The 23,398-nt window shown below is 50.6% G+C and carries 19 protein-coding genes; 4 read left to right on the forward strand and 15 right to left on the reverse strand.

Features of this window, described 5'->3' with window-relative positions; genetic code table 11:
- Positions 1 to 19 precede the first annotated feature (19 nt).
- Complete coding sequence (locus LAJLEIBI_RS16825; protein WP_006443345.1) at positions 20 to 763, forward strand: SDR family NAD(P)-dependent oxidoreductase; 744 nt, start codon at positions 20 to 22, stop codon at positions 761 to 763.
- A 62-nt stretch (positions 764 to 825) separates the two neighbouring features.
- On the opposite strand, the gene LAJLEIBI_RS16830 is transcribed toward LAJLEIBI_RS16825, so the two are convergent.
- The 10 genes from LAJLEIBI_RS16830 to LAJLEIBI_RS16875 form a co-directional block, all read right to left on the reverse strand.
- Positions 826 to 1,920 (reverse strand): M24 family metallopeptidase, encoded by a 1,095-nt coding sequence (locus LAJLEIBI_RS16830; RefSeq protein ID WP_006443346.1) that lies wholly within the window; start codon positions 1,918 to 1,920, stop codon positions 826 to 828.
- Positions 1,917 to 3,350, reverse strand: coding sequence for an L-fucose/L-arabinose isomerase family protein (locus LAJLEIBI_RS16835; RefSeq protein ID WP_242654913.1), 1,434 nt, complete (start codon positions 3,348 to 3,350; stop codon positions 1,917 to 1,919). Before LAJLEIBI_RS16835 ends, LAJLEIBI_RS16830 begins: the two co-directional genes overlap by 4 nt.
- A 6-nt stretch (positions 3,351 to 3,356) precedes the next feature.
- Entirely contained in the window at positions 3,357 to 4,901 is a 1,545-nt protein-coding gene (locus LAJLEIBI_RS16840; protein ID WP_006443348.1) for an FGGY-family carbohydrate kinase, read from the reverse strand.
- Positions 4,894 to 5,571, reverse strand: coding sequence for a class II aldolase/adducin family protein (locus tag LAJLEIBI_RS16845; protein ID WP_006443349.1), 678 nt, complete (start codon positions 5,569 to 5,571; stop codon positions 4,894 to 4,896). The genes LAJLEIBI_RS16840 and LAJLEIBI_RS16845 overlap by 8 nt, the downstream gene beginning before the upstream one ends.
- 149 nt (positions 5,572 to 5,720) lie before the next feature.
- Positions 5,721 to 6,584 (reverse strand): MurR/RpiR family transcriptional regulator, encoded by an 864-nt coding sequence (locus LAJLEIBI_RS16850; RefSeq protein WP_147570504.1) that lies wholly within the window; start codon positions 6,582 to 6,584, stop codon positions 5,721 to 5,723.
- Entirely contained in the window at positions 6,565 to 8,118 is a 1,554-nt protein-coding gene (locus tag LAJLEIBI_RS16855; RefSeq protein WP_167534351.1) for an FGGY-family carbohydrate kinase, read from the reverse strand. The genes LAJLEIBI_RS16850 and LAJLEIBI_RS16855 overlap by 20 nt, the downstream gene beginning before the upstream one ends.
- Positions 8,075 to 9,487 carry an L-fucose/L-arabinose isomerase family protein gene (locus LAJLEIBI_RS16860; RefSeq protein WP_040435575.1) on the reverse strand — a complete coding sequence of 471 codons (1,413 nt, stop codon included), beginning with the start codon at positions 9,485 to 9,487 and terminating at the stop codon, positions 8,075 to 8,077. The genes LAJLEIBI_RS16855 and LAJLEIBI_RS16860 overlap by 44 nt, the downstream gene beginning before the upstream one ends.
- Before the next feature lie 29 nt (positions 9,488 to 9,516).
- Positions 9,517 to 10,872 carry an NAD(P)H-dependent oxidoreductase gene (locus LAJLEIBI_RS16865; protein ID WP_006443353.1) on the reverse strand — a complete coding sequence of 452 codons (1,356 nt, stop codon included), beginning with the start codon at positions 10,870 to 10,872 and terminating at the stop codon, positions 9,517 to 9,519.
- Complete coding sequence (locus LAJLEIBI_RS16870; RefSeq protein WP_006443354.1) at positions 10,863 to 11,912, reverse strand: alcohol dehydrogenase catalytic domain-containing protein; 1,050 nt, start codon at positions 11,910 to 11,912, stop codon at positions 10,863 to 10,865. Before LAJLEIBI_RS16870 ends, LAJLEIBI_RS16865 begins: the two co-directional genes overlap by 10 nt.
- On the reverse strand, positions 11,872 to 12,522 hold the full coding sequence (locus LAJLEIBI_RS16875) for a KpsF/GutQ family sugar-phosphate isomerase (protein ID WP_050765547.1): 651 nt from the start codon (positions 12,520 to 12,522) through the stop codon (positions 11,872 to 11,874). Before LAJLEIBI_RS16875 ends, LAJLEIBI_RS16870 begins: the two co-directional genes overlap by 41 nt.
- Positions 12,523 to 12,912: 390 nt before the next feature.
- Here LAJLEIBI_RS16875 and LAJLEIBI_RS16880 point away from each other — a divergent pair, with 390 nt between their 5' ends.
- The gene (locus tag LAJLEIBI_RS16880) at positions 12,913 to 13,749 is read left to right on the forward strand and encodes an Rpn family recombination-promoting nuclease/putative transposase (protein ID WP_040435087.1); all 837 of its coding nucleotides are present in this window, start codon (positions 12,913 to 12,915) and stop codon (positions 13,747 to 13,749) included.
- Between the two features lie 87 nt (positions 13,750 to 13,836).
- Here the strand turns inward: LAJLEIBI_RS16880 and LAJLEIBI_RS16885 are convergent, their stop codons facing one another.
- A complete protein-coding gene (locus LAJLEIBI_RS16885) occupies positions 13,837 to 15,471 on the reverse strand; it encodes a response regulator transcription factor (protein WP_006443357.1) in 1,635 nt (544 codons plus the stop codon).
- Positions 15,472 to 15,484: 13 nt separating this feature from the next.
- The gene (locus tag LAJLEIBI_RS16890; RefSeq protein ID WP_006443358.1) at positions 15,485 to 17,290 is read right to left on the reverse strand and encodes a sensor histidine kinase; all 1,806 of its coding nucleotides are present in this window, start codon (positions 17,288 to 17,290) and stop codon (positions 15,485 to 15,487) included.
- Between the two features lie 139 nt (positions 17,291 to 17,429).
- Here LAJLEIBI_RS16890 and LAJLEIBI_RS16895 point away from each other — a divergent pair, with 139 nt between their 5' ends.
- On the forward strand, positions 17,430 to 18,695 hold the full coding sequence (locus LAJLEIBI_RS16895) for an ABC transporter substrate-binding protein (RefSeq protein ID WP_006443359.1): 1,266 nt from the start codon (positions 17,430 to 17,432) through the stop codon (positions 18,693 to 18,695).
- Between the two features lie 12 nt (positions 18,696 to 18,707).
- The gene (locus LAJLEIBI_RS16900; RefSeq protein WP_006443360.1) at positions 18,708 to 19,721 is read left to right on the forward strand and encodes a substrate-binding domain-containing protein; all 1,014 of its coding nucleotides are present in this window, start codon (positions 18,708 to 18,710) and stop codon (positions 19,719 to 19,721) included.
- Positions 19,722 to 19,772: 51 nt separating this feature from the next.
- Here the strand turns inward: LAJLEIBI_RS16900 and LAJLEIBI_RS16905 are convergent, their stop codons facing one another.
- Genes LAJLEIBI_RS16905 through LAJLEIBI_RS16915 form a run of 3 tightly spaced genes read right to left on the reverse strand, consistent with a single transcriptional unit; the run spans position 19,773 to position 23,395 of the window.
- Entirely contained in the window at positions 19,773 to 20,765 is a 993-nt protein-coding gene (locus LAJLEIBI_RS16905; RefSeq protein WP_040435089.1) for an ABC transporter permease, read from the reverse strand.
- A 1-nt stretch (position 20,766) separates the two neighbouring features.
- Positions 20,767 to 22,287, reverse strand: a complete 1,521-nt coding sequence (locus LAJLEIBI_RS16910) for a sugar ABC transporter ATP-binding protein (RefSeq protein ID WP_040435090.1) — start codon at positions 22,285 to 22,287, stop codon at positions 20,767 to 20,769.
- 1 nt (position 22,288) lies between these two features.
- Positions 22,289 to 23,395 (reverse strand): ABC transporter permease, encoded by a 1,107-nt coding sequence (locus LAJLEIBI_RS16915; RefSeq protein ID WP_006443363.1) that lies wholly within the window; start codon positions 23,393 to 23,395, stop codon positions 22,289 to 22,291.
- Positions 23,396 to 23,398 lie beyond the last annotated feature (3 nt).

Genomic DNA, 23,398 nt, shown 5'->3' on the forward strand with positions numbered 1-23,398 from the left:
ATATTTGGAGGAAAACAATATGAGATTAGAAGGAAAAATTGCAATAGTGACAGGAGCCGGAAAAGGAATCGGAAGAGACGCCGCACTTGCCATCGCCGCGGAAGGCGCAACTGTAGTGGCTGTTGCGAGGACACTGGCGGATCTGGAAGAGACCGTGAGACTTATCGAAGAAAAGGGCGGAAAGGCCATCGCCCTCTCCCGTGACCTGACGATAGGCGAACAGGTCCAGTCTATGGCAGACACTGTCGTAGAAAAGTTCGGCCGGATAGATATTCTTGTCAACAATGCAGGAGGATACCCGAAGGAGATATACAACAATATTGAACACCAGGCGATCAAAATATGGGAATGGTCCGAAGAACAATGGGATCAGATCATCAAAACAAATCTGCGCATCCCGTTCCTCTGTATCAATAAAGTCGTTCCTGTTATGATAAAGCAGCGCAGCGGAGATATCGTCAGCGTTTCCTCCCGCATGGGACGTATCGCTTCCCAGATGGGCGCATACGCAGTCGCCAAAGGCGGGATCATCACTATGACAAAGACGACCGCGATCCAGACGCAGGAATACGGCATAAGGGCCAACGCCGTCTCCCCCGGTATCGTAGACACACCGGGACAGAGGGTATACAATCACTCCGTCGGTCAGGACGATGCCAAAATGGGACGTTCCGAAGATGTGGCAAAGGCGATCGTCTACCTGCTCTGCGACGCGCCTGCAGTCATGACGGGCCAGTCTGTAGATTTGTTCACAACAGTGTAAACGAAATGAAAAAAACATGGGGGACGGAAAATTTCCGTCCCCTTACTTCATAAATGTTCTGCCTAAATAATCCAAATGTCCGGCAATTTTATGACATCTCCGTTACTCGTACGGTATTCCTTCTCCGGCCACAGGCCTGTCATGGACAAGATTTCCTGTCTGCCCCCGGTATTCATCACAAGCTCCGCGGACTTTGCGCCGCTGACGGTCACATACCACTCGTAAGCCTGCCCGGGCATCATGCGTCTCCCGCTGTTGTACAAAACCGAAGCGTCTGAGAGCATATATCCGACCGGCGCGCCGTGGCCGTGTCTCATCCATTCCTGCCCGTAGCCGAGCTGGCGGTATGATCTCTCCTGCATCTGAAAGATCTCACCAAACGGTATGCCCTCCCTGCTCATGCTGATTATCTCGGCCTGGATCTGGCACACTGCATCGTATTTTTCCCGTACTTCTTCCGGCACACTTCCAAAACAGACCATGCGGGCAATGTTGGAATGCAGACCGTACCTGCGCAATACAGGCGACAGCAGCGCGGTATGCTCCGCCGCTTTTTCCGTCGGGGTGCAGTGTCTGTACTTTTCGATCCTCTCATCGGCCCCCACAAGAAGAACGTCCGTCTCCACTCCCCTGTCCGCGCACTGACGCAGAAGCTCTGCCTTTATTTCCTGTTCCGTCATCCCACGCTTTATATTTCCGGCCGTATCGGCGAGGATTCTGTCAGACAGCCTTCCAAGCTCCCGGTACCGTTCTATCTCGGTCTCTGTCATCGGATACTCCAGCTCATATACCGCCTCCGTGTCGCAGAGACAGCCTTCAAGCGGTATGTCCGACAACGCTTTCTTTCCTTTTAAAAGACGCTCAATATACTGTTCTTTTCCCGGCTGTTTCCAGTTCAGAGTGTGGACCGTAAATCCAAGTCCTGCCAGCAGTTCCTCTTTTGCTTTGGCGGCGTCCGCCCAAAGCGCCGCCGCAGTCAGTTCCTTCCTCGTCACAACAAGATAGACAAAGCCGGTCTCCTGATTCAGTATGACACCGCTTTCCTCTCCCCCGGTCAGCCAGGCAAAATTATCTCTTCTGGCGATCACAAGCGCATCTGCCTGCCGCCGGTCAAGGAGATGCCGGATCCTTTCCAGCTTTATTTCAAAGTCAGTCATTTGCGCGCCTCTTCTCCTTTGTGGTAATATACTTCGGCTCCCATATATTTCCCGAGCGCTTCTGCAAGTACCTTGGCGGAATTTCCGCGGTTCATAGCTACATGATGTTCAAACCCGCTGCTGCAGATATGATCCATCAGCGCCTGAAGCCCCGGTACTTTGCAGACTGCCACGCCTCCGGGCGTATCTATTTCTTCCTCCACAAAGCTGCCCTCTCCTACATACATTTTCACCTTTCCTTTTTCCTCATCTGTGGAAATCTTTCCGTACGTCATGGTTCCCGGAGCGATCACAGCTTTGCATGCCCCAAAGCAGTTTTCTTTTCCAAGACTGTTGCCGAGTATATCGAGACTGCCGATCTCAAACGGGCCGCTGATAAATGATTTTGGAAAGTTTGAACAGTGTATGCCGATACACATATCTCTGTCCTCCCCGAAGCTGTTGTTCCAGTCCAGATATCCGGAGGGTGACCCGCTGGCAAGGTACATGGCATACATTGTTACCGCGCCCGTCACATCAGCTTCACATGCCATGGGCATTCCTTCTTCCCCAAGCATGCTCATCGTCAGACATGCGGCACACCCGTAATTGATCTGCAGAGAGTCCCAGCACTGGATCGTCCCTGTCTGGCAATCGTTTTCCTTCATCCAGTTCTTTACCGTCACATAGAGCTTTGCCTGCTTTACTATATGTTCTTCTTCAACACTGTCTTCAAGCCGCCCGTAAGACTTGATCCTGGCCGCGGCCTCTGCCACTTCCTCCGTCATCTCAAGACGCTTTGCCGCAAAGATTATTTCTGACATATCTACAGGTACGACCTGTATCCCCATCTTCTGAAGCAGCTTTTCCGAATACCGTACCGTCTGGAAAGCCGCGGGCCGCGTGCCCATCTGGGCCACGCGAAGCCCCTTTAAGCCCGCTGTAATGCGGCACACCTTTGCAAAGTCTCTGATATCTTCCGTAAATATATCGCTGTCTATGGCGCATGTGTGGAAAGTCGTATTCGTAAATTTGATACCGTACTGATTCAGGTTGCTGCAGACCGATATCTTACCGCAGAAAGCATCCCGGCGGCCGGCAATATCCATTTTGTCCTTTTCATCGTCGCACGCCTGAACGAGCACCGGTACGTTAAGCCCTGCTTTGTCTATGGCGCTTACGACGCCCACCTCATCTCCGAAGTTCGGAAGGCATACGATGATCCCTTGTATCCTGTCCGCGTTTTCTTTAAATAAGTCTGCACACTTCCCTGCATCGTCCATCGTCTCTACCAGTCCGTATCTCGTATCGGACTCATCGAGGCAGACGGTGTCATATCCCATGCTTTTCAGCTTTTCAAGTATTTCGACCCTTCCTTCATGGGCCAGCTCCGGGTTGAAAAACCCTCTCGTTGATACGATCACGCCAAATCCTGTATGTAATCTTTTCATCTTCATCTACACCTGCTTTCTTAATTCTTTTAAGTCTTTAAAATCTTCCTTCACATGCCGGTAAAGGTTTCTATATATTTTGAAATATTTCATGTACGTCTCGTGGTTCTCCTCGATCGGTTCCATAGGTTCTACGTACTCTGCCTTCTCTTTTGCAATGCTGAAGTCCTTCATGCAGCCCGTCGCCACTGCTGCCAGCAGCGCGTCTCCGTACGGCGCCCCCACCCGGTTCTTTACAAATACAGTGGGCACGTTGAGTACGTCCGTGATGATTCTTCTCCAGAGTCTGCTCTTTGCTCCGCCTTCGTTCATGACGAGCGGATAGTTGATCTTAATTCCGCTTTCCTTCAATATAATAAAGGAATCATACAGGGCATACGCGACTCCTTCCATCATCGCCCTGACAAGGTGTGCTTTTGTGTGGTACAGAGACAGCCCGAACACTACTCCTCTTGCGTCATTGTCCCATATAGGAGTACGCTCCCCCATCAGATAAGGCAGTACGACCAGCCCCTCGCTCCCCGGCGGGATCTTGTCCGCCTCCATATTCAGGTAATCATAGCTGTCAAAGTCCGGTATCAGTTCCTCCATCGCAGTCTCAAGCTTGGCAAAGTTTTCCTTCATATATCTGAGACACTGGCCTCCGGTCTGGGTCGTTGTCACTGTAATGTAAGTATTTGTGCAGTCCGTCGTATACTGGAGATTAAACATATCCCGGAACTTTTCTTTTGTGTTCCTTACAATACCCATGTTGCCGCACGTACCCAGGTTCATCTGTATATCGCCCACCTCGGTCGCCCCCGCTCCGATCCATCCGGCATTACAGTCGACCTGCCCGCCTGCGACTTCGATCCCCGGCACAAGTCCGGTCTCTTTTGCAGCCTCCCCTGTCACCTCTCCGACGATATCCTCACAGCGGAAGAATTCCGGAAGTACAGAGGCTTCTATCCCAAGACGTCTAAGCATTCCCTCGTCAAACCTGTTGTTGTCAAGGTCATAGGCCACCCCGTAAAATACGCCTGCGCTGTGGTGCGCGGTCATCCGGCCTGTCAGTTTCATCCGGATATATCCGTCTATGGTCAGCGCTTTGTATATACGTTTGTAATCTTCCGGCCGGTTTTCCTTCTCCCATAAAAGATTCACAAGTATCGGATGGTCTTCTATACGGTTTCCGGTAAGCCGGAATATCTCGTCTGCCCCGATGTGTTCTTTTAACCACTGTTCCTGCCGGTCCGCTCTCCGGTCCATCAAATTGTACGCATTGTGCACCGGCTCCCCCTCTTTATCTACCATCACTAGAGAAGGCAGCGCAGAAGACGTGCCGATGCCTCTGATATCCTCAGGCTTTACGTCTGCCTTACTCATGCATTCCTTTATCATACTGCACGTGGCAGGCCAGTAATCGTGTACGTCATGTTCCGAATAATTGTCCTGATTTGTGATAATGTCATACTTCCGGTAGGCATAGGCAAGCACATCTGCTTTTTCATTGATGATGCACACTTTACACCCTCCGGTTCCATAGTCCAGTCCCATAAAATAACTATTCATACCGCACCTCCGCAACGCTGTCCGCATCCTCGCCTTTTATGAGGCGGTTTACCTTATCCATCTGCCGGCTGTCCAGATAACGGGTCGTGCCAAGCAGCCTTGAGACAAGATCTGCTTTCATAAACATTTCCAGCGTCTCCATCATATAAAATGCGTCATACACATTGCTGCTTATCGTGAGCGCTCCGTGATTTGCCAGCAGGATCGTCCGGCTCTGCGGCTTTTCCCTAAGAACCCTGCTTACCTCCCGCGGAACTTCTATCGTCGTCGGCGTCGTATAATCCGTCACCGCGATCCCCTTCAAGGAGAATAACACCTCCGGCAGAGCCACCTTCTCAAACGACACCTCCGACATGGCATATCCTGTCGTCACAGGAGGATGGGCATGGACCACGGCCCTTGCCTCCGGGCATTCTCTGTAGACCGCAAGATGCATGCGGATGTCCCTGGCGGGCTTTTTCCCTTCAAGCACATGTCCTTCCATATCCACCTTTGTTATCTGGTCTGCAGTGAGTTTTCCCTTGCAGAAGCCGGAAGCCGTTATGAGAACTTCCTGTTCGGAAAGACGGATACTGATATTTCCGTCCGTTCCTACAAGCAGTCCTTTATCATAGAGAGCTCTCCCTACCTCCTCAATATCCTCTTTTTGCTGCATTTCCGTCTTACACATACCGTTACCTCTTTTCTGTCTTTTTTGTACGCAAACGAGAGCGTAAGCCTGAATATCTCTTTACGCTCTCATTTTAACATTAATGTTTGGTCAGCTTAGCCGGGTATTTTTTAGATAATTGCCAGACTTTTTTTAGAACTTATTTTTATTTAAAATTTATTCTTTCTTAGCTCCTCATTGGCCGCCGCCAGCATCTTTGCGTATTTTTCTTCCCTGCCCTGTAGTATGCTGATATACAGCGCTTCTATGATACAGAGTTCCGGAATTCTCTTTGCCACGGTCTCATTACACGGATTTTTTGTAAATGCTGCCGTGCGTATCACACAGTCAGACAGTTTCGCAAGCGGAGACAGCGGATAATTTGTAACGGTTATGATACGGGCCTTCTTTGCCTTCGCCGTCTCTGCCACCTGACAGAGCGTCCTCGTACTGCCTGAGTGGGAGATAAGAAGCAGTACGTCCCCTCGTTTCATTCCGGAAGCCTCCATGATCTGGACGTCAAAGTCAGCGGGGCAGACTGCCCGCAGACCGATCCTTGAGAACTTAAGATACGCGCTGTACGCCGCCGTATACGCGTCACCGGCCCCTGCGGAGAGGATCTTACCGGCACGTGTGATATAGGAAAGGCTCTCTTCATACACCTTCCTGTCCAGCAGATCCAGCGTATCATCAAGCGCCCGGGCAGCCGCGTGGAATACGCTGCAAAGGACAGCCTGACTGTCCTCCCCTCTTCCGATATCTCCGTAGGGCAGGAGCGTTTCCGGCTCAAACGCCGCTTCCGCGGGCAGCAGCATCTGCTTCAGCTGCGCATAACCATTATAGCCGAGCTTCTGCGCAAGCCTCACAAAGGTGGCCTCGCTGCACCCGGCCCGGCCGGCCGACTCAGTGATGGAATGAAGCGCGGCCTCCTGAGGGTGCAGGAGCACATAGTCGGCCGCTTTTCTCTCGGCGCCTCTGAGTGTATCGTATATAGCTGTTATCTCTGCTTTTACTTTACTGGATATTTTCTGCATTATGTTCACCCACCCGCGCCATCACAGGCTTCATTGTACGGTAAAGTCCGCGGTAGACCAGGTACCGTTCATCGTACATATCTTTGCGCGCCTTTTCCGGTTCATATGTGACGTCCGTCTGTACAAGGCTCTGTATGTCGGCCGCACTCCGGTAAAGCCCTGCGCCTCTTCCGGCCAGAATCGCAGCACCGAAACATGCGGCCTCCCTCACCTTTAATGTAGTCACCGGCACCCCCATGATATCCGCCTTCAGCTTCAGGCCGGTACGGGAGCGGGCGCCGCCTCCGGCACATCTCACAGTCCTGACCGCAATGCCGGCCTCTTTCATCTGATCCATGTTAAGACGCATCTCAAAACAGAGCGCTTCCAGCACAGCCTTCGCTATATCGTAACGGCCGGTTGCCAGAGTAAGTCCCAGTATGCCGCCCTTCATTTCCAGATCACAGTATGGTGTTCCGCTCCCATTCAGATACGGAAGCACCATCACATGTGACGGTCCATCAGGGAGCTTCTCCATCACGTGATCATACACCGATATTCCCTCTGCGGCGGCTATTCTCCTGTCCTCCCGGCAGTATTCTTCCACAAACCATCTAAGCAGCGCTCCTCCGGTATGGTTCAGTGCGAAGGTTGCATATAATCCGGGAAGCGCATGTATATAACAAGGATAGAAGCTGTCAAACATGACAGACCCAAGCTTTGGTCCCTCTGACACAGCGGTCAGCACCTCTGCCGTCCCGTGGGAGTCAAGCGCCATACCCTCTTCCGTGATTCCGGCGCCGACGGCGGCGCACGTCTGGTCATGGCCCCCCGCTACAAGTGCGGCCCCCGGGCAGATACCAAGTTCCTCGGCCAAATCCCGGTCTATCGTTCCGACCACTGTACCCGACGGAACCGGCGTGCCGAGTTTCTCTTCCTGAATGTCAAAAGCCTTCAATATCTCTTTGGACCACGTTCTCCCGGACAGGTCAAACGCCTGCGTTCTGCCCGCCATTGTGTAGTCAATGACGATCTCGCTGCTTCCGAGCTTTCCCATGATGAAGTCTGCGTATGTCACGAACTTATATGTCTTCTCATATAAGCGTTCGTCGTGCCGCTTTATCCACAGTATTTTTATAAAAGAATTCATCGGGTGCGGGCGCATTCCGGTCCTTGAAAATATTTCACAGGCGCCAAATCTGTCTGCGCACATCCGGGCCTCTTCTCTCCCCCGGTAATCCATACCAAGCTGAGCCCAGGCGAGCGCAGCCCTGTCCCGATCGACCGGGATCACCGCGTCCCCCTGCACGGAGACGGAAATGCTCCGGATATTCTGTCCTTCTTCCCTGACGGCTTCCCGTATGACTTCCTTTGTTATCTCCCACACCTTCTCCGCATCCTGACAGGCATAGCCCTCTTTTGTGTACAGAATCCCGTACTCCCGGAACGCGTACCCTCTTGTCCCGCCTTCTTCTGTAAATACCATTGCCTTGGCGCCGGTCGTACCTACATCAATTCCAAGCAGCATATGTTTCCCTTTCCTGATCCTCGTCATAGAAATCCGCCCTGACATCCGGTATATAGTTCAGCGCCTCACAGATCACCGGAATCACATCACCGTGAATACCTACGGCATGATGGACATACGGCCCCTTTACAAGCATTGTCTCCACCTTTGGCCAGTTGGGAATTTCCACCCACGCATAGGTGCCTGTCGTCTTTGGACCGTCGATCGTTCTGGCCTTCCCCATCAGCATCCCGTAAGTTCCGTTATCACCGTCAAACCGCAGGATCGATATCTCCCCGGGCTTAAGCTCTGCCACGACAGCCCCGGGACAATGCTCGGGAAACGCAAAAGGTCTTGAAAGCTTTGCCTTTTCCCTTGCAAGAGAGATAGGCCACGGACCACAGTGCTGCAGCAGCTCCCCGTTTTCATTCTCCGGATGGCGCACCGACCAGTCGGCAAAAAAGCAGGGTGTTCTGCCCATTCCCGCGGCCTGAACCATAATAGCCGTGACCGCTCCGTGGATATCTGTCTCGCAGACGACCGGTATCCCCTCATCTGTCAGCAGTGCATTTGCGCAGCACGGCATTACGTGAAGTGCCTGTTGGAGTGCATCCCAGCACTGGATGGCAACCGCGTTGCATTCGTTTACGCGCGCGAAATATTTCATCGCTTCTTTCAGACTTGCCACGCGGCGCACAGACTCCTTTGGAATGCATACGTCCATATGTTCATAGATATAACGCTCCGTCTCTTCCACCTCTGCGCTGTCGGACGCCTCAAGCTCCAGCACCTTGTCCGCAAATTCTACCATGGTTATGGGAAATACCTGAATTCCGAATTTCTCCAGCAGTTCCCCCTCGTTGACCATCATCGTCCAGAAATCCGCCGGGCGCGTATCGATCTGAAGGATCCTGCCTCTGCGGAATTCTTTGATCACATTTGCCGCTGCCACGAAGTTCTTAAATCCCTTTTCAAACTGCGGACTGTCTACGCGGCAGTTCGGGACATAGGTAAAGGGAACCTTCATTCTCCTCAGCACCTTTCCCGTCGCGAAGAGTCCGCACTGTGTATCTCTCAGCCTGCTGCCGTCCGGTTCCGGCGCCTCGTCTCTCGGTCCCCACAAAAGGACAGGAACATGAAGGGCTGCCGCCACCTTGCCGCAGCTGTGCTCAGAGCCAAAATTGCAGTGAGGGATAAACAGGGCGTCAACCTTTGCCCTGCTGAACTTGTCTATGACCGGCTGTACATCTTCTGCACTCCGGAGAAGTCCCTCCTCGTTAATATCCTCAATGTCAACAAACTCTACCTCCCATTCTCTCAGCCGGTCCGCTATCATCTTCTTATACTTTACCGCGTCCTGTGCGCTGAATATGCGTCTTCTCGTCGGGGCATACCCGATCACTACCCTATGATCCATATCTTTGTTCTCCTTTCCTTCTCCCTCTGTCAGCATCCGGTCATCTCATCCTGCATTCTGCGCAGCTGCAGTAATACAGAACGGTTGTCAAGTTCCACCATGTCATATGTGATCACTTCGTCTTTTTTAATGTCTCTTTTCAGCACCGCTCCTTTTGCGAGCCCTACCGGAAGCATATTGCCTTCCCTCGCGGTCTCCGCCAGCTCGATCGAGGCGCGGTAGCAGTATTCTCCGATGGCGTCCAGCACCTCTCCGGCTTTCAGGTCCTTCTTTGCCACCGTAATACACTCACTTGTCAGATGATCCATCGGGTGAGCGGTCGATTCTCCGTAGACAGCAGCCTGTACCGCCGTGATCGGCGTCTCGATGGAACAGAGATGATACGGGCGGTAAAGCAGGTAATTCGGCCCCTCTCCCATGTCTCTTTGTACAAGCCCGTCTATGATCCTCTTATTGTCCGTCGTCACAATGACAAACACACCCGGGTTGATATCCCCGATCCCATAGTCCACCACACCTGTCTGGTCCAGGATCCCCCCCTGCTCCTTCAGGGAGAATACCCTGGCCAGGTCTTTTACATTACATTCTGGTCCGTGCATCCCCCTTACATCCGGCTTAAGCCCAGTAGCGTTCGATACTGCGCACATCTCGATCATCGTCTTGGAACCGTCCACAAATTCAATGAGCATTCTCGGATTCATGTCCCGCTTCGCCGCTTTCTCCTTCCACTTATGCATACCGGGATCGGCATAGATATCGAGCGGATTGTTTTTGCCCTTTCCCGCCGCCACCACTTCAAATCCAAGCGCCTTTGCAAACCGGTACACTTCGATAATGGAGCCGGGTTCATCTCCGGCGGTAAGAGAGTAGACGATGCCGGCCTGTTCACACAGCCTGCGCAGAAGGGGGCCGATGGTAATGTCACATTCTACATTCATCATCACAATATGCTTTTTGTGGAGGATACACTCCATCGTTACCCTCGCCCCCATCTCCGGCGAGCCGGTCGCATCGATCACATTCGTGATCTGCGCCGCCTGTACCGCGGTCTTATAATCTGTCGTCACAGCCTTTTTCCCCGCGGCGATAGCTTTTTCAGCCTCCCCGGCCGTGTGCACCTCCACCACCTCGCACTGGCAGCCTGCCTGACGGTATGCTTCTGCGGCGATGTCCGCCCGGACATCTACCACAATGTCACATTCAATTCCCTTCATTCCCTCGATCTGGGCCACGATATCCTTTCCCATCTGTCCGGCCCCGATAAGTGCTGTCCGCACTGGTGTCCCGGCTCTTTCAAGTTCCTCTAACTTTGTGTCGATCTCGTACATGTTCTCCTGCCTTCCTTTCTTTGTCTGCTCTTCTTTTTGCCGCCTTTTCAGGCCCACGGGTCCACGAGCACCTTCAGCGCCTCTCCCCGCGTCACCATCTGTATCCCTCCCACGATCTCTTCAAGAGACACCTTCGCGCTCAAGTATTTTCCGGTGCTTATCTTCCCTTCCTCTATCGTCCTGAGCGCATCCTCCAGACCTGTGGAAGAATAAGAAAATGCTCCGAGCACCATGATCTCATTATAGTGGATCTTGTTTGAGTCAAGCGTCGTCATCGGACTGCTCCCCGGCAGTCCGCCGTATATGACTACCCGCCCTCTCTTCTTTACAAGTTCAAGCGCCTGCTGCTGCGCCGCCGCGTTGGGCACCGCACATATGACTACGTCCGCCCCCGGCCCGATAAGCGCTTTGACTTTTTCTGCCGCCTCCTTTGGATCTTTGTTGCAGATCAGATGTTCAAATCCAAACTTCCGGGCCTGTTCCATGCGCCCTCTGGCGAGCATGACCGTACGAAATGCGCCTCTCGCCTTCGCCACCTCCATGTGGAGACAACCGATCGGCCCGTCGCCGATCACAACAACCGTGTCCCCGTAAGATATTCGGTTATATTCCTGGCAGGCCGCCACCCCGGACACCGGTTCTGCAAACGCCGCGTGGTCATAACTCATGTCATCGGGTATATGCTCTACAAATCCCCGTTCCAGCACGATCTTCGGAATCGCGATATACTGGGCGAATCCGCCGGAAAAATGTGTGCCGAGCATGCGGTGGTCATCGCACAGATTCACCAGCCCCCTGCGGCAGTAATAGCACTCTCCACAGCTTACATCCGGCGCAAGCGCCACCCGGTCGCCGGCGGCAAACCGGCTCACGCCTTCCGACACCTCAACGACTTCCCCGGCTATCTCGTGCCCCATGATCTGATCTGTCTTTCCGTTTCTGAGTCCGCTTCGGTAGTTGCGTATGTCCCCGCCGCAGATCCCGCAGACCGCTACTTTTACAAGAAGCCCCCCGTCCGGGCAGGACGGAATCTCCAGGCTTTCGATCTCCATATGTTCAATGCCTTTGAATACGGCCGCCTTCATCATACCTTTCATCAGGATCCTCCTTTCCAAGAAGCCGTTCTCCTACCGCCCCTTTCGGATGAATGACGGCAAACTGCTCTTTCGTGTACTCGGTATACTGCATGAGGGCAATGCAGACAGCGTCAAATACCGAGAGGACCGCCAGCGTACTGGCTGTTGCCAGCATATTGAATCGGCATGGTTCCCGCCCTGCTTTCACCTGCAGGCAGAGATCCGCCGCCTTTCCGATCTTTGACGCTTCATCCTCCGTCACTCCCACGAGCACCGCCCCCTTGCTCCTGCACGGCGGGATAAGCTGTACCAGTTCCTCCGTATTGCCGCCCTTGCTGATGAGAATGAGTATGTCATTTTCCTTTAGAACTCCAAGTCCCCCGTGCACCGCGTCCGACGGCGTGAGAAATACGGCAGTGCATTCGATACAGTTCAGAGAATGTACTACTTTCCTGGCCGCCATGGCTGATGTACCGCAGCCCGCCACGACCACCTTCCCTTTCCCGTCTCCGATAAGCTCTACAAGCCTGGCCGCCTTTTCCATATCCAGCTGGCCGGACAATGCCCGGATTGCCTCGCTTTCCTCCAGGATCGTCCGTTTTACTTCAGAAATTATGTCTTTTCTGTCCATTGCCATCCCTCCGTTTTCATTTTTTTCATATATAAGTGAAAAATTTCTTTCTATGTTCTGTAATTTATCACAGCCGGATTTATTTTTAAGCGGGAGGTTTTTTAGAAAATAAGGAGAATTTTTTACAGAAGCATATTTTTTCTTGAACAGAAATCTGGGATGTGATACCATGGAAACACGAATCACATATTCCGAAATTCTCATTTCATATACGGCAGTTCGCCGTACTTATCCAATGACATTGTCATATCAAAAGTGTAAGGGAGGGATGCCTATGCGTGCTGTTCTCGAGCGTGTTTGAAAATTGCTGGAATGAATTTTCAAACACGCTCTAGTGTATTGTATCGTTGGTAATCATGGATGATTTATGGTAAAATAAAGGAGAAATATATGAACAAAAGACAAAAACTGATACCATTAAACAGCCTGAACCTTACGGACCGGTTTCTGTTTGAGGAAGTGATGGAAGACCCGCTTATACATAAAGAGGTGCTCAGCATTATCTTCGGCAGGGAGATTCCTCTTCTCGAAAAAAATGAGACGGAGAAAGAACTCAGAATCTCACCGGAAGCCCGCTCCGTCCGCATGGATGTCTTCTCCATGGACATGGAAAAAACTGTTTATAACACAGAGATGCAGAAACAACGCAGAGCAGACCTGTCCAGGCGGAGCCGCTACTACCAGTCACTGACCGATATCTCCCTGCTTGATCCGGGAATCCCGGATTACAGTACGCTGAATGACTCCTATATCATTATGATAACGCCCTTTGATCTGTTCGGCTGCGGGAAGTACCAATATACCTTCCGTTCTGTGTGTGAGGAAGAGCCGCAATGTATTCTTGAAGACGGAGCGACGCGGATATTTCTGAACACCCGGGGAAGGAATGAAGACGAAGTCTCAGCGGAGCTCGTACAATTTCTGCATTATGTAGAGCACACGACAGACGAAGCGGCCGAGCAGACAGGAAGCGAGCGGATAAAACACATCCACGACCGGGTCCGAAAGGTGAGAAACAGTGAGGAAGTCGGGGTGAAGTATATGCAGGCATGGGAAGAAAAATATTACGAGAAGGAAGAAGCGAGAAAGGAAGGCGCCAGAAATAAACTGAAAGAACAGATCAAAAAGAAACTTGAAAAGGGAAAGACAGTCGATGAGATCGCCGATGCGCTTGAGGAAAGCGCTGATTCCATCCAGACGCTGATCAAAGAACTTGAGGGAGATTGAGATTGTTTTTAAGGGTATGGGGTGTACGGCGCAGGAACGGCAGCGGGGGGGCCTGCTGCCGTTCCTGCGTCTGTTTCCCCGCAAAGCTCAAATCTCCTGAGTTCCTCCCCCCGCTCCCTCCATCCGATACTGGGACGGGGTCTTTCCCATGTGTTTTACGAATATCTCACGAAAATATCTGGTATCTTTATATCCGACCGCCTCGGCCACTTCATTTACGGTAAGACTTGTTGTCTCCAGCAGTACAAGGGCTTTTTTTATTCTTACGTCTGTGATATAGTCAATGAACTTCATATTCATCTCTTTTTTAAAGAGCTGGCTTAAGTAACTTGGATTGATGAAGAATTTTCCTGCGATCGTCCCAAGACTTACGTCTTTGCTGTAATGTTCATCTACGTACGCCAGGATATCTGTTATGAGTGTCTTTCCGCTGCTCTTCTTACGGTCGTCAAACTGCCGGCTGATAACGCACAATGTCTGTTCCAGATATTTCCGGAACTCTTCCAGTGCGGTGTTTTTTACGGCCTGCCTGTCCAGCCTTTCCAGCATCTTCACCGCAGTCTCCGTATCTTTTCCTTTTTCTGCAAGCAGCTTCGCCGCCAGCATATAGATATCAAGACACATTATTTTCACATTCGTATAGGTGAGTCCTTCTTTTTTTACTCTGGAGAGCATCTCATCTACAAACTGCCTGATTCCCGCCTCATTTTGTGATTTGATGTATCCTTCCAGTATATTCTTGTCAAACTCATTCAGCAGCCGCATTTCCAGTCTTTTCTGTTTTGTCCCTTCACAGATCTCTACTTCGGAAAGACCTAGCATGGAACAGCGGAGACCTGATTCGAGCGCTTCAGCATAACTGACACACAGATCTTCCGTCCGCCGCACTTCCTTTCCTATTCCCGCCGCGGCGTCCAAGCCATATATACTCTTTAGCACATTTAAGAGATGGTGCGCCTTTTCACGCAGAAAATGAGCTGCAAGGGAAGTCTCTGTGTTCAAAATAATAATAAACTGGTTTTCTCCCTTCTCATGCACAAAAGACGTACATCCGCAGTGAAGAAATACCTCATCCATAATATTACACACGGCAAACTGCAGTACCGCAAGTCCCGACACGTCCTCAAACCCCGGGACAGACCGTATATCCTGGACGATCACGGCCAATACCCTGTGATATGTATCTGTGAACCGGATCCCCATCTCCTCCAGATCTTTCTCAAGCTCCACCGTATCCATGGATGAATCTGCACGGACAAGTTCCGTGAGATAGCGGCTCTTTTTTAAAAATTTCCCCTCCTCCGCCTGGCTCTTGACGTGCCGTCTGTCCCTGATCTGCTCTTTTTTCTCGTCAAGCTCCTTAATGAGACGCGCCGTCACTTCTCTGAATTCCCCGTTGTCAATGGGCTTCAGCAGATAATCCTTAACCTCCAGCTGCAGGGCTGTTCTGGCATATTCAAAATTCGTATATCCGCTTATGACGACAAACTGAAGGTACGGGTTATACTGCCTTGCCCTGCTTATGAACTCCAGCCCGTCCACCAGCGGCATCCTGATATCCACGTATACGATGTCCACCTGGTTAGTCTGTATATAATGCAGCGCCTCCAGAGCGTTTTCCTGGGGCGGCGCCAGCTTAAGCTGCGGGAAAAAGCGTTCCAGCTTCCTGCATATCCCTCTGCGGATGATCTCCTCGTCATCTACGACCAATGCTGCGTACATATTTCATCCTCCTTTACGTTCTGACAGGGAGTTTGATACAGACCTTTGTCCCTGTCCCTTCTTCACTCGTAATTGTAATACCGTATTCCTGTCCAAAATACAGTTTGATCCTCGCATTTGTATTTTCCAGTCCAATGCTTCTGTGGTTTTTAACGTAATCCACTTCATGCACCATCTTCTGCTCTGCGCTTCTGGCCAGCTTCTCATTCAGTTCCATAAGCTGTCCGGGGGCGATACCCGTACCGTTGTCCTCCACCTCCGCGTACAGGCAGTCTTCCTTTCTGTATACGCGGATCGTCACATAGCATTTATCCAGCACATTTTCCATTCCATGTACTACCGCGTTCTCCACCATTGGCTGGATCAGCAGCTTTACAATATACAGTTCCCTGCATTCATTCTGAATATCATACCTGACCTCCAGCTTACCCCCGAAGCGCAGCTTCTGGATGAGCATATAATTCTCTATATGAACAATTTCATCCTGCACATGTACGAACTCCTGGCCCCGGTTGATGGAATAACGGAAAATTTTAGACAACGCCTGGCACGCGTCGCTGATCTCATCCGCCCCCTCTTCCTCTGCCATCATATCTATCGTCTGCAGTGTATTGTACAGAAAGTGAGGATTGATCTGAGCCTGCAGCGCATTCAGCTCCGCCTCCTTCTGGTATATCTCCGACTGGTACACGTTCTCTATCAGCTGTTTTGTCCGCTCTACCATTTTGTCAAAGGAGAGGGTAAGCTGTCCGATCTCATCCGACGCACCCGTAGCCGCCCTGATATCAAAATCTCCTTCTCCCACCTGATACATCTTTCTCTGCAGACGGGCGACGGGGTCGCTGATCGTCTTGCTTATATAACTCGCGAAATAGACGGACAGCACAACGCAGAATACCGCCGTCAGAATAAGAAACAGACGAAGCCGGTTAATACTGTCCATAATATATTTATTATCCACGACAGAGATAACGCTCCAGCCGGTAACCGCCGATGTGCTGAACACAAGATAACCTTTTTCCGAAAGAGACTCCATATAACCGTTCTCCATGGTGAGCAGTTCGCTCACCCTCGCCTCCCGGTACTGCGTGCCTATGTAGTCAGAATCCGGATGATAGATGATCTTTTTATTATTATCGATGATCAGACACTGCTGGTATTCATTGCTGTTGACGCTCTGCAGCACATTCCCCAGGATATCGCTGTTCATATGGACAATAAGGCATCCGATCTCCTTGCCTGATCTATAGTTGTAGATCTTCTTTACAATAGAAAACAGTTTCTGAGGCTCGCCCGTGCTTATGTAAGAGCTGCTGTCATACTGGGACAGGATACTCACCCCGGCTCCGCTCTGTTTCATATCCGCAAACCAGCCTGTCCGCGTAAAATCATAATCCGCCGTCAGGCTCAGCTTATTTTTGTCTGATCCATATACGCTGCCGTTGTAGGAACAGACAAAGACATCCTCCACTGAGAAATAGGCCGCATAGGACTCATTCAGGATCTGCCGCATCGTTTTATCTTTGCTGTAGTATTCTTCTATCGTCCCGGGCTTTTCCTCCTGCAAGACTGTGCAGAGTTCTTCGTTCAGACATACTTGTGCCGAAACGTCCAGAACCTTTTGGATCTCACCCTCGATATTCTCTCCCATCTGGTTCATCGTCTCCTGGATGGAGTCAAGCATCTGCGTCCTGATAGACTGCTCACTGAATGTCATGCTGAAATAGCCAAGCAGTGAGACAAGTACAGCGATAACGAGTATAAAGCCGATAAACAGCTTGTTTTTCATTTTTAGATCTTTATACTTTATTATCTTCATATGCCCGCCTGCCTTTTTACTATCTGAACACCTAAAATATCTGAAGACCTAAAATATGTCTCCTTGAAAAAACACTGCTTTTATTATATTATTATTACATTAATTTTTCTACAGTTACCATGTTTTACCGCAGGGGGTTATGACAAATATGCACAAAAAGCTCGTCACAAAAATATTATTGGCAGTGTCAGGGGCCTGCGCCGTCATATCCCTCGGCTTCTTATATTCCTATTTAAACAGTTCTCCCAAAACGTCGAAGGAAACATACTCCATCAATATACTGACTTACAAAGACATCCCGCTTTCCACACTGGACGGTTTCCACAACAAATACCCGGACTATAAGATCAATATTGAGCGGTATTCCAAGAACGGCTACCTCTCTTTTCTGGATGCCAGGCTTAACCAGGATGACTCCGCAGATATCATCGAGATCCCCGCGGAAGCTTATTCCAAATATATTTATAACAACACGCTGCTTCCCATAACAGATATGGATGCTTTTACCCGTATTGATGAAAGAGCGCTTGACCACCTCAAGGAAATATCCCGCTCAGATAAATATTTCGGTATTCCGTATCAGAGTAATTATCTCGGTGTCTGGTACAATGTCTCATTGTTTGAAAAGTATAAGCTGGAACCGCCCGATACCTTACAGCGCTTTATGAAAGCATGCCGCGTCTTCAAAGAAAACGGCATTGTACCGCTCTCTGCAGGACTTGCCGACAGCGCCTCGGCCAATGACCTTATGACACTGCTGACCGCCGACGCTTTTTCCGGCGCCGGTTCCCCTGTCACCGCGTCTTCAGGCTTTCGGGGTCTGGAGGATCCGGTTCATCTCGATGCCCTGCGGATATGCTATGATATGCGCACAGAAGGATATCTGTCGGATACAGGTCTCCGCCTGACGGGAGAACAGGCTTTCCAGGCATTTCTGGACTCCACATATGCGATGACGGTAGCGCCGGAAACTTATATCTCCATGGTCAATGATTCTGTACTGCAGCAGATCGATATTGACGTGTGCGGATTTTATCCGGCGGCGGGCAGCGGCCAAAGCTTTGTTATCGGAAATCCGGTGGATTCCGTTATCGGTATCTGTAAAGAAAGCGCCAATATAGATATCTGCCGTACATTCCTCGACTACTACACCCGGTACGAAACTGTCTTTCAGTACATCGAGGACACACGGACAATGACGAACATTCAGAATTATTCCGTAAATGAAACGCTTACCGCCTCCTGGAAGAAGATAAAAAGCCAGAACTGCTACATCCCTGCTGAACACTTTTATCTGTCTCCCTATACAGGAGGCAGAGAACTGCACTCCCTGCCGCAGGAATTATTCTATCACCTTATAACGCCCGAAGAATTTACCCAAAAAGCACTGGACCTTTCCCATTAACAGGAGGAATCTATGAAAAAAAACAAATTACTTCTGCCGCTCATCTTAACAGGCCTCCTCTGTCTCGTACTGTTGTCTGCCATTATGACGCAAAAGCAGTCCGCGGATACTTTGCCGGACACAAAAGATACTTCCCAAAGTGAAGAATATATCTGGGTGGCCACTATGACAGGCCACAGCATGTTCCAGGAGAACGACATTCCGGCCTTCCGCCAGTTCGGCGCCGACAGGCACGTCACAACAACGATCCTCGGTCCGGAGGAATACGACATTCCCGGACAGATACAGGCGATGGAAGAAGCGATCTCCCGCAGTCCCGCCGGTATCGTAGTGCTCGGCATGGAGCAGAGTCTCGCCCCCGTCATCGACAAAGCGATACGGCAGGGCATTCCGGTCGTGACAGTAGATTCCGACGTATCCACTTCCAAACGGATCGCCTTTGCGGGCTCAGACTGGTATGAGATCGGAGTGACCCAGGCAGAGGCTATGGTCCGGCTTATCGGCGGCAAGGGAAAGGTAGCTGTCATGGGCATCGGCGGCGCGGATACGACGGAAGCCGCATTTGAGGGCTATCACTCTGTTATTGACAACTATCCGGACATCACTGTCATCGGGGAATATGACGACATGGCCAACTATGACGAGTCCGAACGGATCACAAAGCTCATCGTGGAGACCCATCCCGATGTCGCCGGCATCTCCGGTTTTAATTCCAACAGCGCCATCGGTATCACAAACGGTCTCAGGAGCAGTTCTGCGGATCATGATATCAAAGTGACCGCCATGGATATCGAGCCGGACAACCTGGAACTTGTGGAGAGCGGCGATGTAGATGTCATCATCGGACAGAAACGGGCCGTGTTCACGTATTACGCGGCGTCCATGCTCTATGATATCAATCATTCCTCGATCACAGTCAACAATCTGGCCAAAGGCGCAGCTTCCGTCATCCCGGATACGGTATACACCGGCCTTATCACAGTAAACCGGGAGAATCTGTACACGTATTTTCCTGATATGAAATGATATGAAACAGAGGCCGTATGCATCAGGCCTCTGTTTTCTCTGTCTTTTACTCTATTCTCTTACCAGATTTTCATTTCTTATATTTCTGGCCTCAGCCTTCGCCATATAGCGCCCCCTTATACTGTCTAGAAATACGGCGAGAAAAATAATTCCCGCTGATATGAGCGGCTGGATATACATATCTACCTGCATATAGACAAGCCCTGACTGGATCATCTGTATCATGACCGCGCCAAGTATGGTGCCGGAGACTTTACCGCTGCCGCCGGCAAGGCTCGTACCTCCCAGGACAGCCGCGGCAATGGCATTGAATTCCTCCCCCTTTCCAAAGGAAGCATTCACGATCCCGATCTGGGCCACCGAGATGATCCCTCCGATCCCCGCCAGCAGGGCACTCAGCATATACACCGTAAACAAAATCTTATTGTTGCTGATTCCTGCTTTGCGCGCGTCCTCCGGATCATTGCCGACAGCATATACCTGCCGTCCAAGCCTCGTTCTGGCCAGAAACAGCGCCGCGGCCGCTGCAATGAGCAAAAACAGGAGGATCGCCATAGGTATGCCGGCAATCTTCTGAGAGCCGAGTGAGGTGATAGATTTGGGGAGATTCACGGACTCCGAATGCGTCATCCATGTTCCGAGCGCGCGTCCTGCCGTCATCGTTCCAAGTGTTGTCACGAACGGGAGGATCTTAAGCTTTATGATACAGAACGCATTAAAAAGTCCGACAAGCAGCGCCACACCGATACCGGCACATACACCCACGGCTGTGGGAACATGGAACCTGGCTATCAGAAGTCCGGTGGAGGCTGCCGACAGATACATGACAGAGCCGACCGACAGATCGATCCCAGCCGTTAGCAGCACGAACATGATCCCGATCCCGATGATTCCGACGTAAGAAGAATTCAGTATAATATTGCTGAATGATGCCATACTCAGGAACTTCGGCGAAAACAGCCCAAACAGAACAAATATGATCACAAACAGCAGCAGCGGAATATTTTTAAATAACAGCCTGTTCACACTCTCTTTTGACTTCATATTATTCATCCCCCTTCCCGTTCTGGTTAAATGCGGCTTTCATTATAACTTCCTTGTCAAACTCTTCCCGCTTAAGCTCTCCGCGCACCTCTCCGTTTCCCATGATTATGATGCGGTCACAAATTCCCATCAGCTCCTCAAGCTCCGAGGAGATGACCCAGATCCCTTTTCCCTCAGATGCCAGCTTATTTATGATAGAATATACTTCAAACTTTGCCCCCACATCGATTCCGCGCGTCGGCTCGTCCACAATAAGCAGGTCCGGACTTCCAAGCAGCCATTTGCCGATCACCACCTTCTGCTGATTACCGCCGCTCATACTCTTTGCGGGATTTGTCCCGATGGGCGGACATTTTATTTTAAGCGTCTCCACCATATCCTGAGTGCTCTGTTTTACAGAAGAGTCATCTACGATCTTGAGTTTCGTGCGGGCCTTTTCCGGCACCGATACGAGCGAAAGATTGTCGCGTATAGTAAAATCCATGAACAGACCTTCTTCTCTGCGGTTTTCTGTGACAAATGCCACTTTATTTTTAATGGCAAGTCTTGGGCTGATCTTTCTGATCTCTCTGCCGTGGATAAATATTTTCCCTTCCTCGTAAGGATCCAGTCCGTATACGATCCTTGCAAGCTCACTTCTTCCCGAGCCCATAAGTCCGAACATTCCGACAACTTCGCCTTTATACACCTTCATGCTCACCTTGTGCGTGATCCCCTTCTGCGAGATGTCTTTCAGTTCCAGAACCGGTTCTTTCGCCGGACGGTTTGTCTTTTCCGGATAGAGCTGGTCGATCTCTCTTCCGATCATGGAACTGATCATACGGTTGACCGTGTAGTTCTCTTTCTTATCACGATCTGTGATCATGCCGTCTCTCAGCACGATAATATGATCCGAAAGCCGCTGCACATCCGCAAGTATATGGGAGATGTAGATAATGGATTTCCCTTCCTTAAGAAGCCGCTCTATTATGTCAAACAGCTTTCTCGTCTCCCTCGCCGTAAGAGAAGTCGTCGGCTCGTCAAAAATAAATATCTGCGGATCCGAGGACAGCGCTTTCGCGATCTCTACGAGCTGGCGTTCACCCGGCGACAGCTTTTCCACGATCGTCTCCGGGGGAACATCCAGGTCCACCGACGACAGCACTTCCTTTACTTTATCCGCCACCGCGGACTTCCTTATGAGCGGGGTTCCGGGAATACGGGGATAAGAATTAATATACATATTGTCAATAATGCTCAGATTTGTGAACAGGTTCAATTCCTGATGTATAAATGCGATCCCTGCCTTTGCGGCATCCGACGGCTTCTGCGGCTCATAGGGATCACCGTTGAGGTAGAGCTTCCCGCTGTCTGCCTTAAGAACTCCACCGACTATATTCATAAGTGTAGATTTCCCGGCGCCGTTTTCTCCGATAAGGCTAAGCAGTTCTCCTTTTTCCAGACCAAAACTGACGTCCTTTAATGCTGCGATCCCAAAGAAACTTTTTGCAATATGTTCTAACTGTAATACGTATTCACTCATATTAAACACCTGCCTCATTCTGCGTTGTCATTTTCACGGCCAGCCTTGTCCTCACCACATCGAGGAACGCGGCGGCCAGTATTACAAAGCCTTTCACTATATTGATCGTGTAGTACGACAGGTTAAACAAGTTCAGGGCGTTGAATAATATCGTATAGAACAACACGCCGAACACGGTCCACGTAACCTTTCCCTTTCCTCCGAGCAGGCTCGTGCCGCCCAGTACCGCCGCCCCTACAATATCCATTGTCAAGTCTTCTCCCAAAGTAGGACGCCCCATGTTAAGCCGTGCGGAATAGATGGCAGAACCCGCGGCGGCGCAGAAGCCGCTGAATGCATAGCAGAATACCGTAACCGTCTTTGTCGGTACGCCGGACACGATACTTGCCGTCTCATTTGCTCCGGTCGAGTAGATCCATTTTCCAAGCACGAGTTTCTTCAATATGAACCAGGCGATGACCGTCACCGTCACGGTCAGGACCGCCGCATACGGAATGATTCCTCCAAGTGAACCTTTTCCCAGCTCTTTAAATCCCTTCGGCAGTCCCATTACGTTCCTGGACTGTGTAAGAAATATCGCAAAGTTAAGTAAAAACATCTGTGTGACGAGCGTGACCATAAACGGCGGCATCTTAAACCGCGCGACGAAAAATCCGTTGAACATTCCGATCAGTGTCCCGATCACAAGCATTGCCAGAATACAGAGCGGTATTGCCATACCGGAATCTGAAAGCGGTCCTCCTTTTGGCCCGATCAGCCACCCCCAAAGAGGCGTGGAAGAAAAGATATCCTCCTGAAAAGAACTGCTCATAAGGACAGTCCCGATAACACTTGTAACTCCTATGACAGAGACCTGCGACAGGTCGATGCCTCCCAGCAGCAGGACAAACGTCTGTCCGACAGCAACGACGAGCAGCGGCCACAGATTGGACATTACATTGAGAAGATTGCTCCTCGTGATGATCCTCGGCACAAATGGGATGACACAGATAAAGCATATGACAGTGAGATAAAATATAAAGTATTCTGACATAAACATATTCATGATCATCTGTTTTGCATTTCTCTTACCGCCCTTTATCTGTGTTTTCTTATTAAAAACACCCATATA

Origin of the sequence: [Clostridium] hylemonae DSM 15053, from assembly GCF_008281175.1 — a bacterium.
GTDB classification, from domain to species: domain Bacteria; phylum Bacillota; class Clostridia; order Lachnospirales; family Lachnospiraceae; genus Extibacter; species Extibacter hylemonae.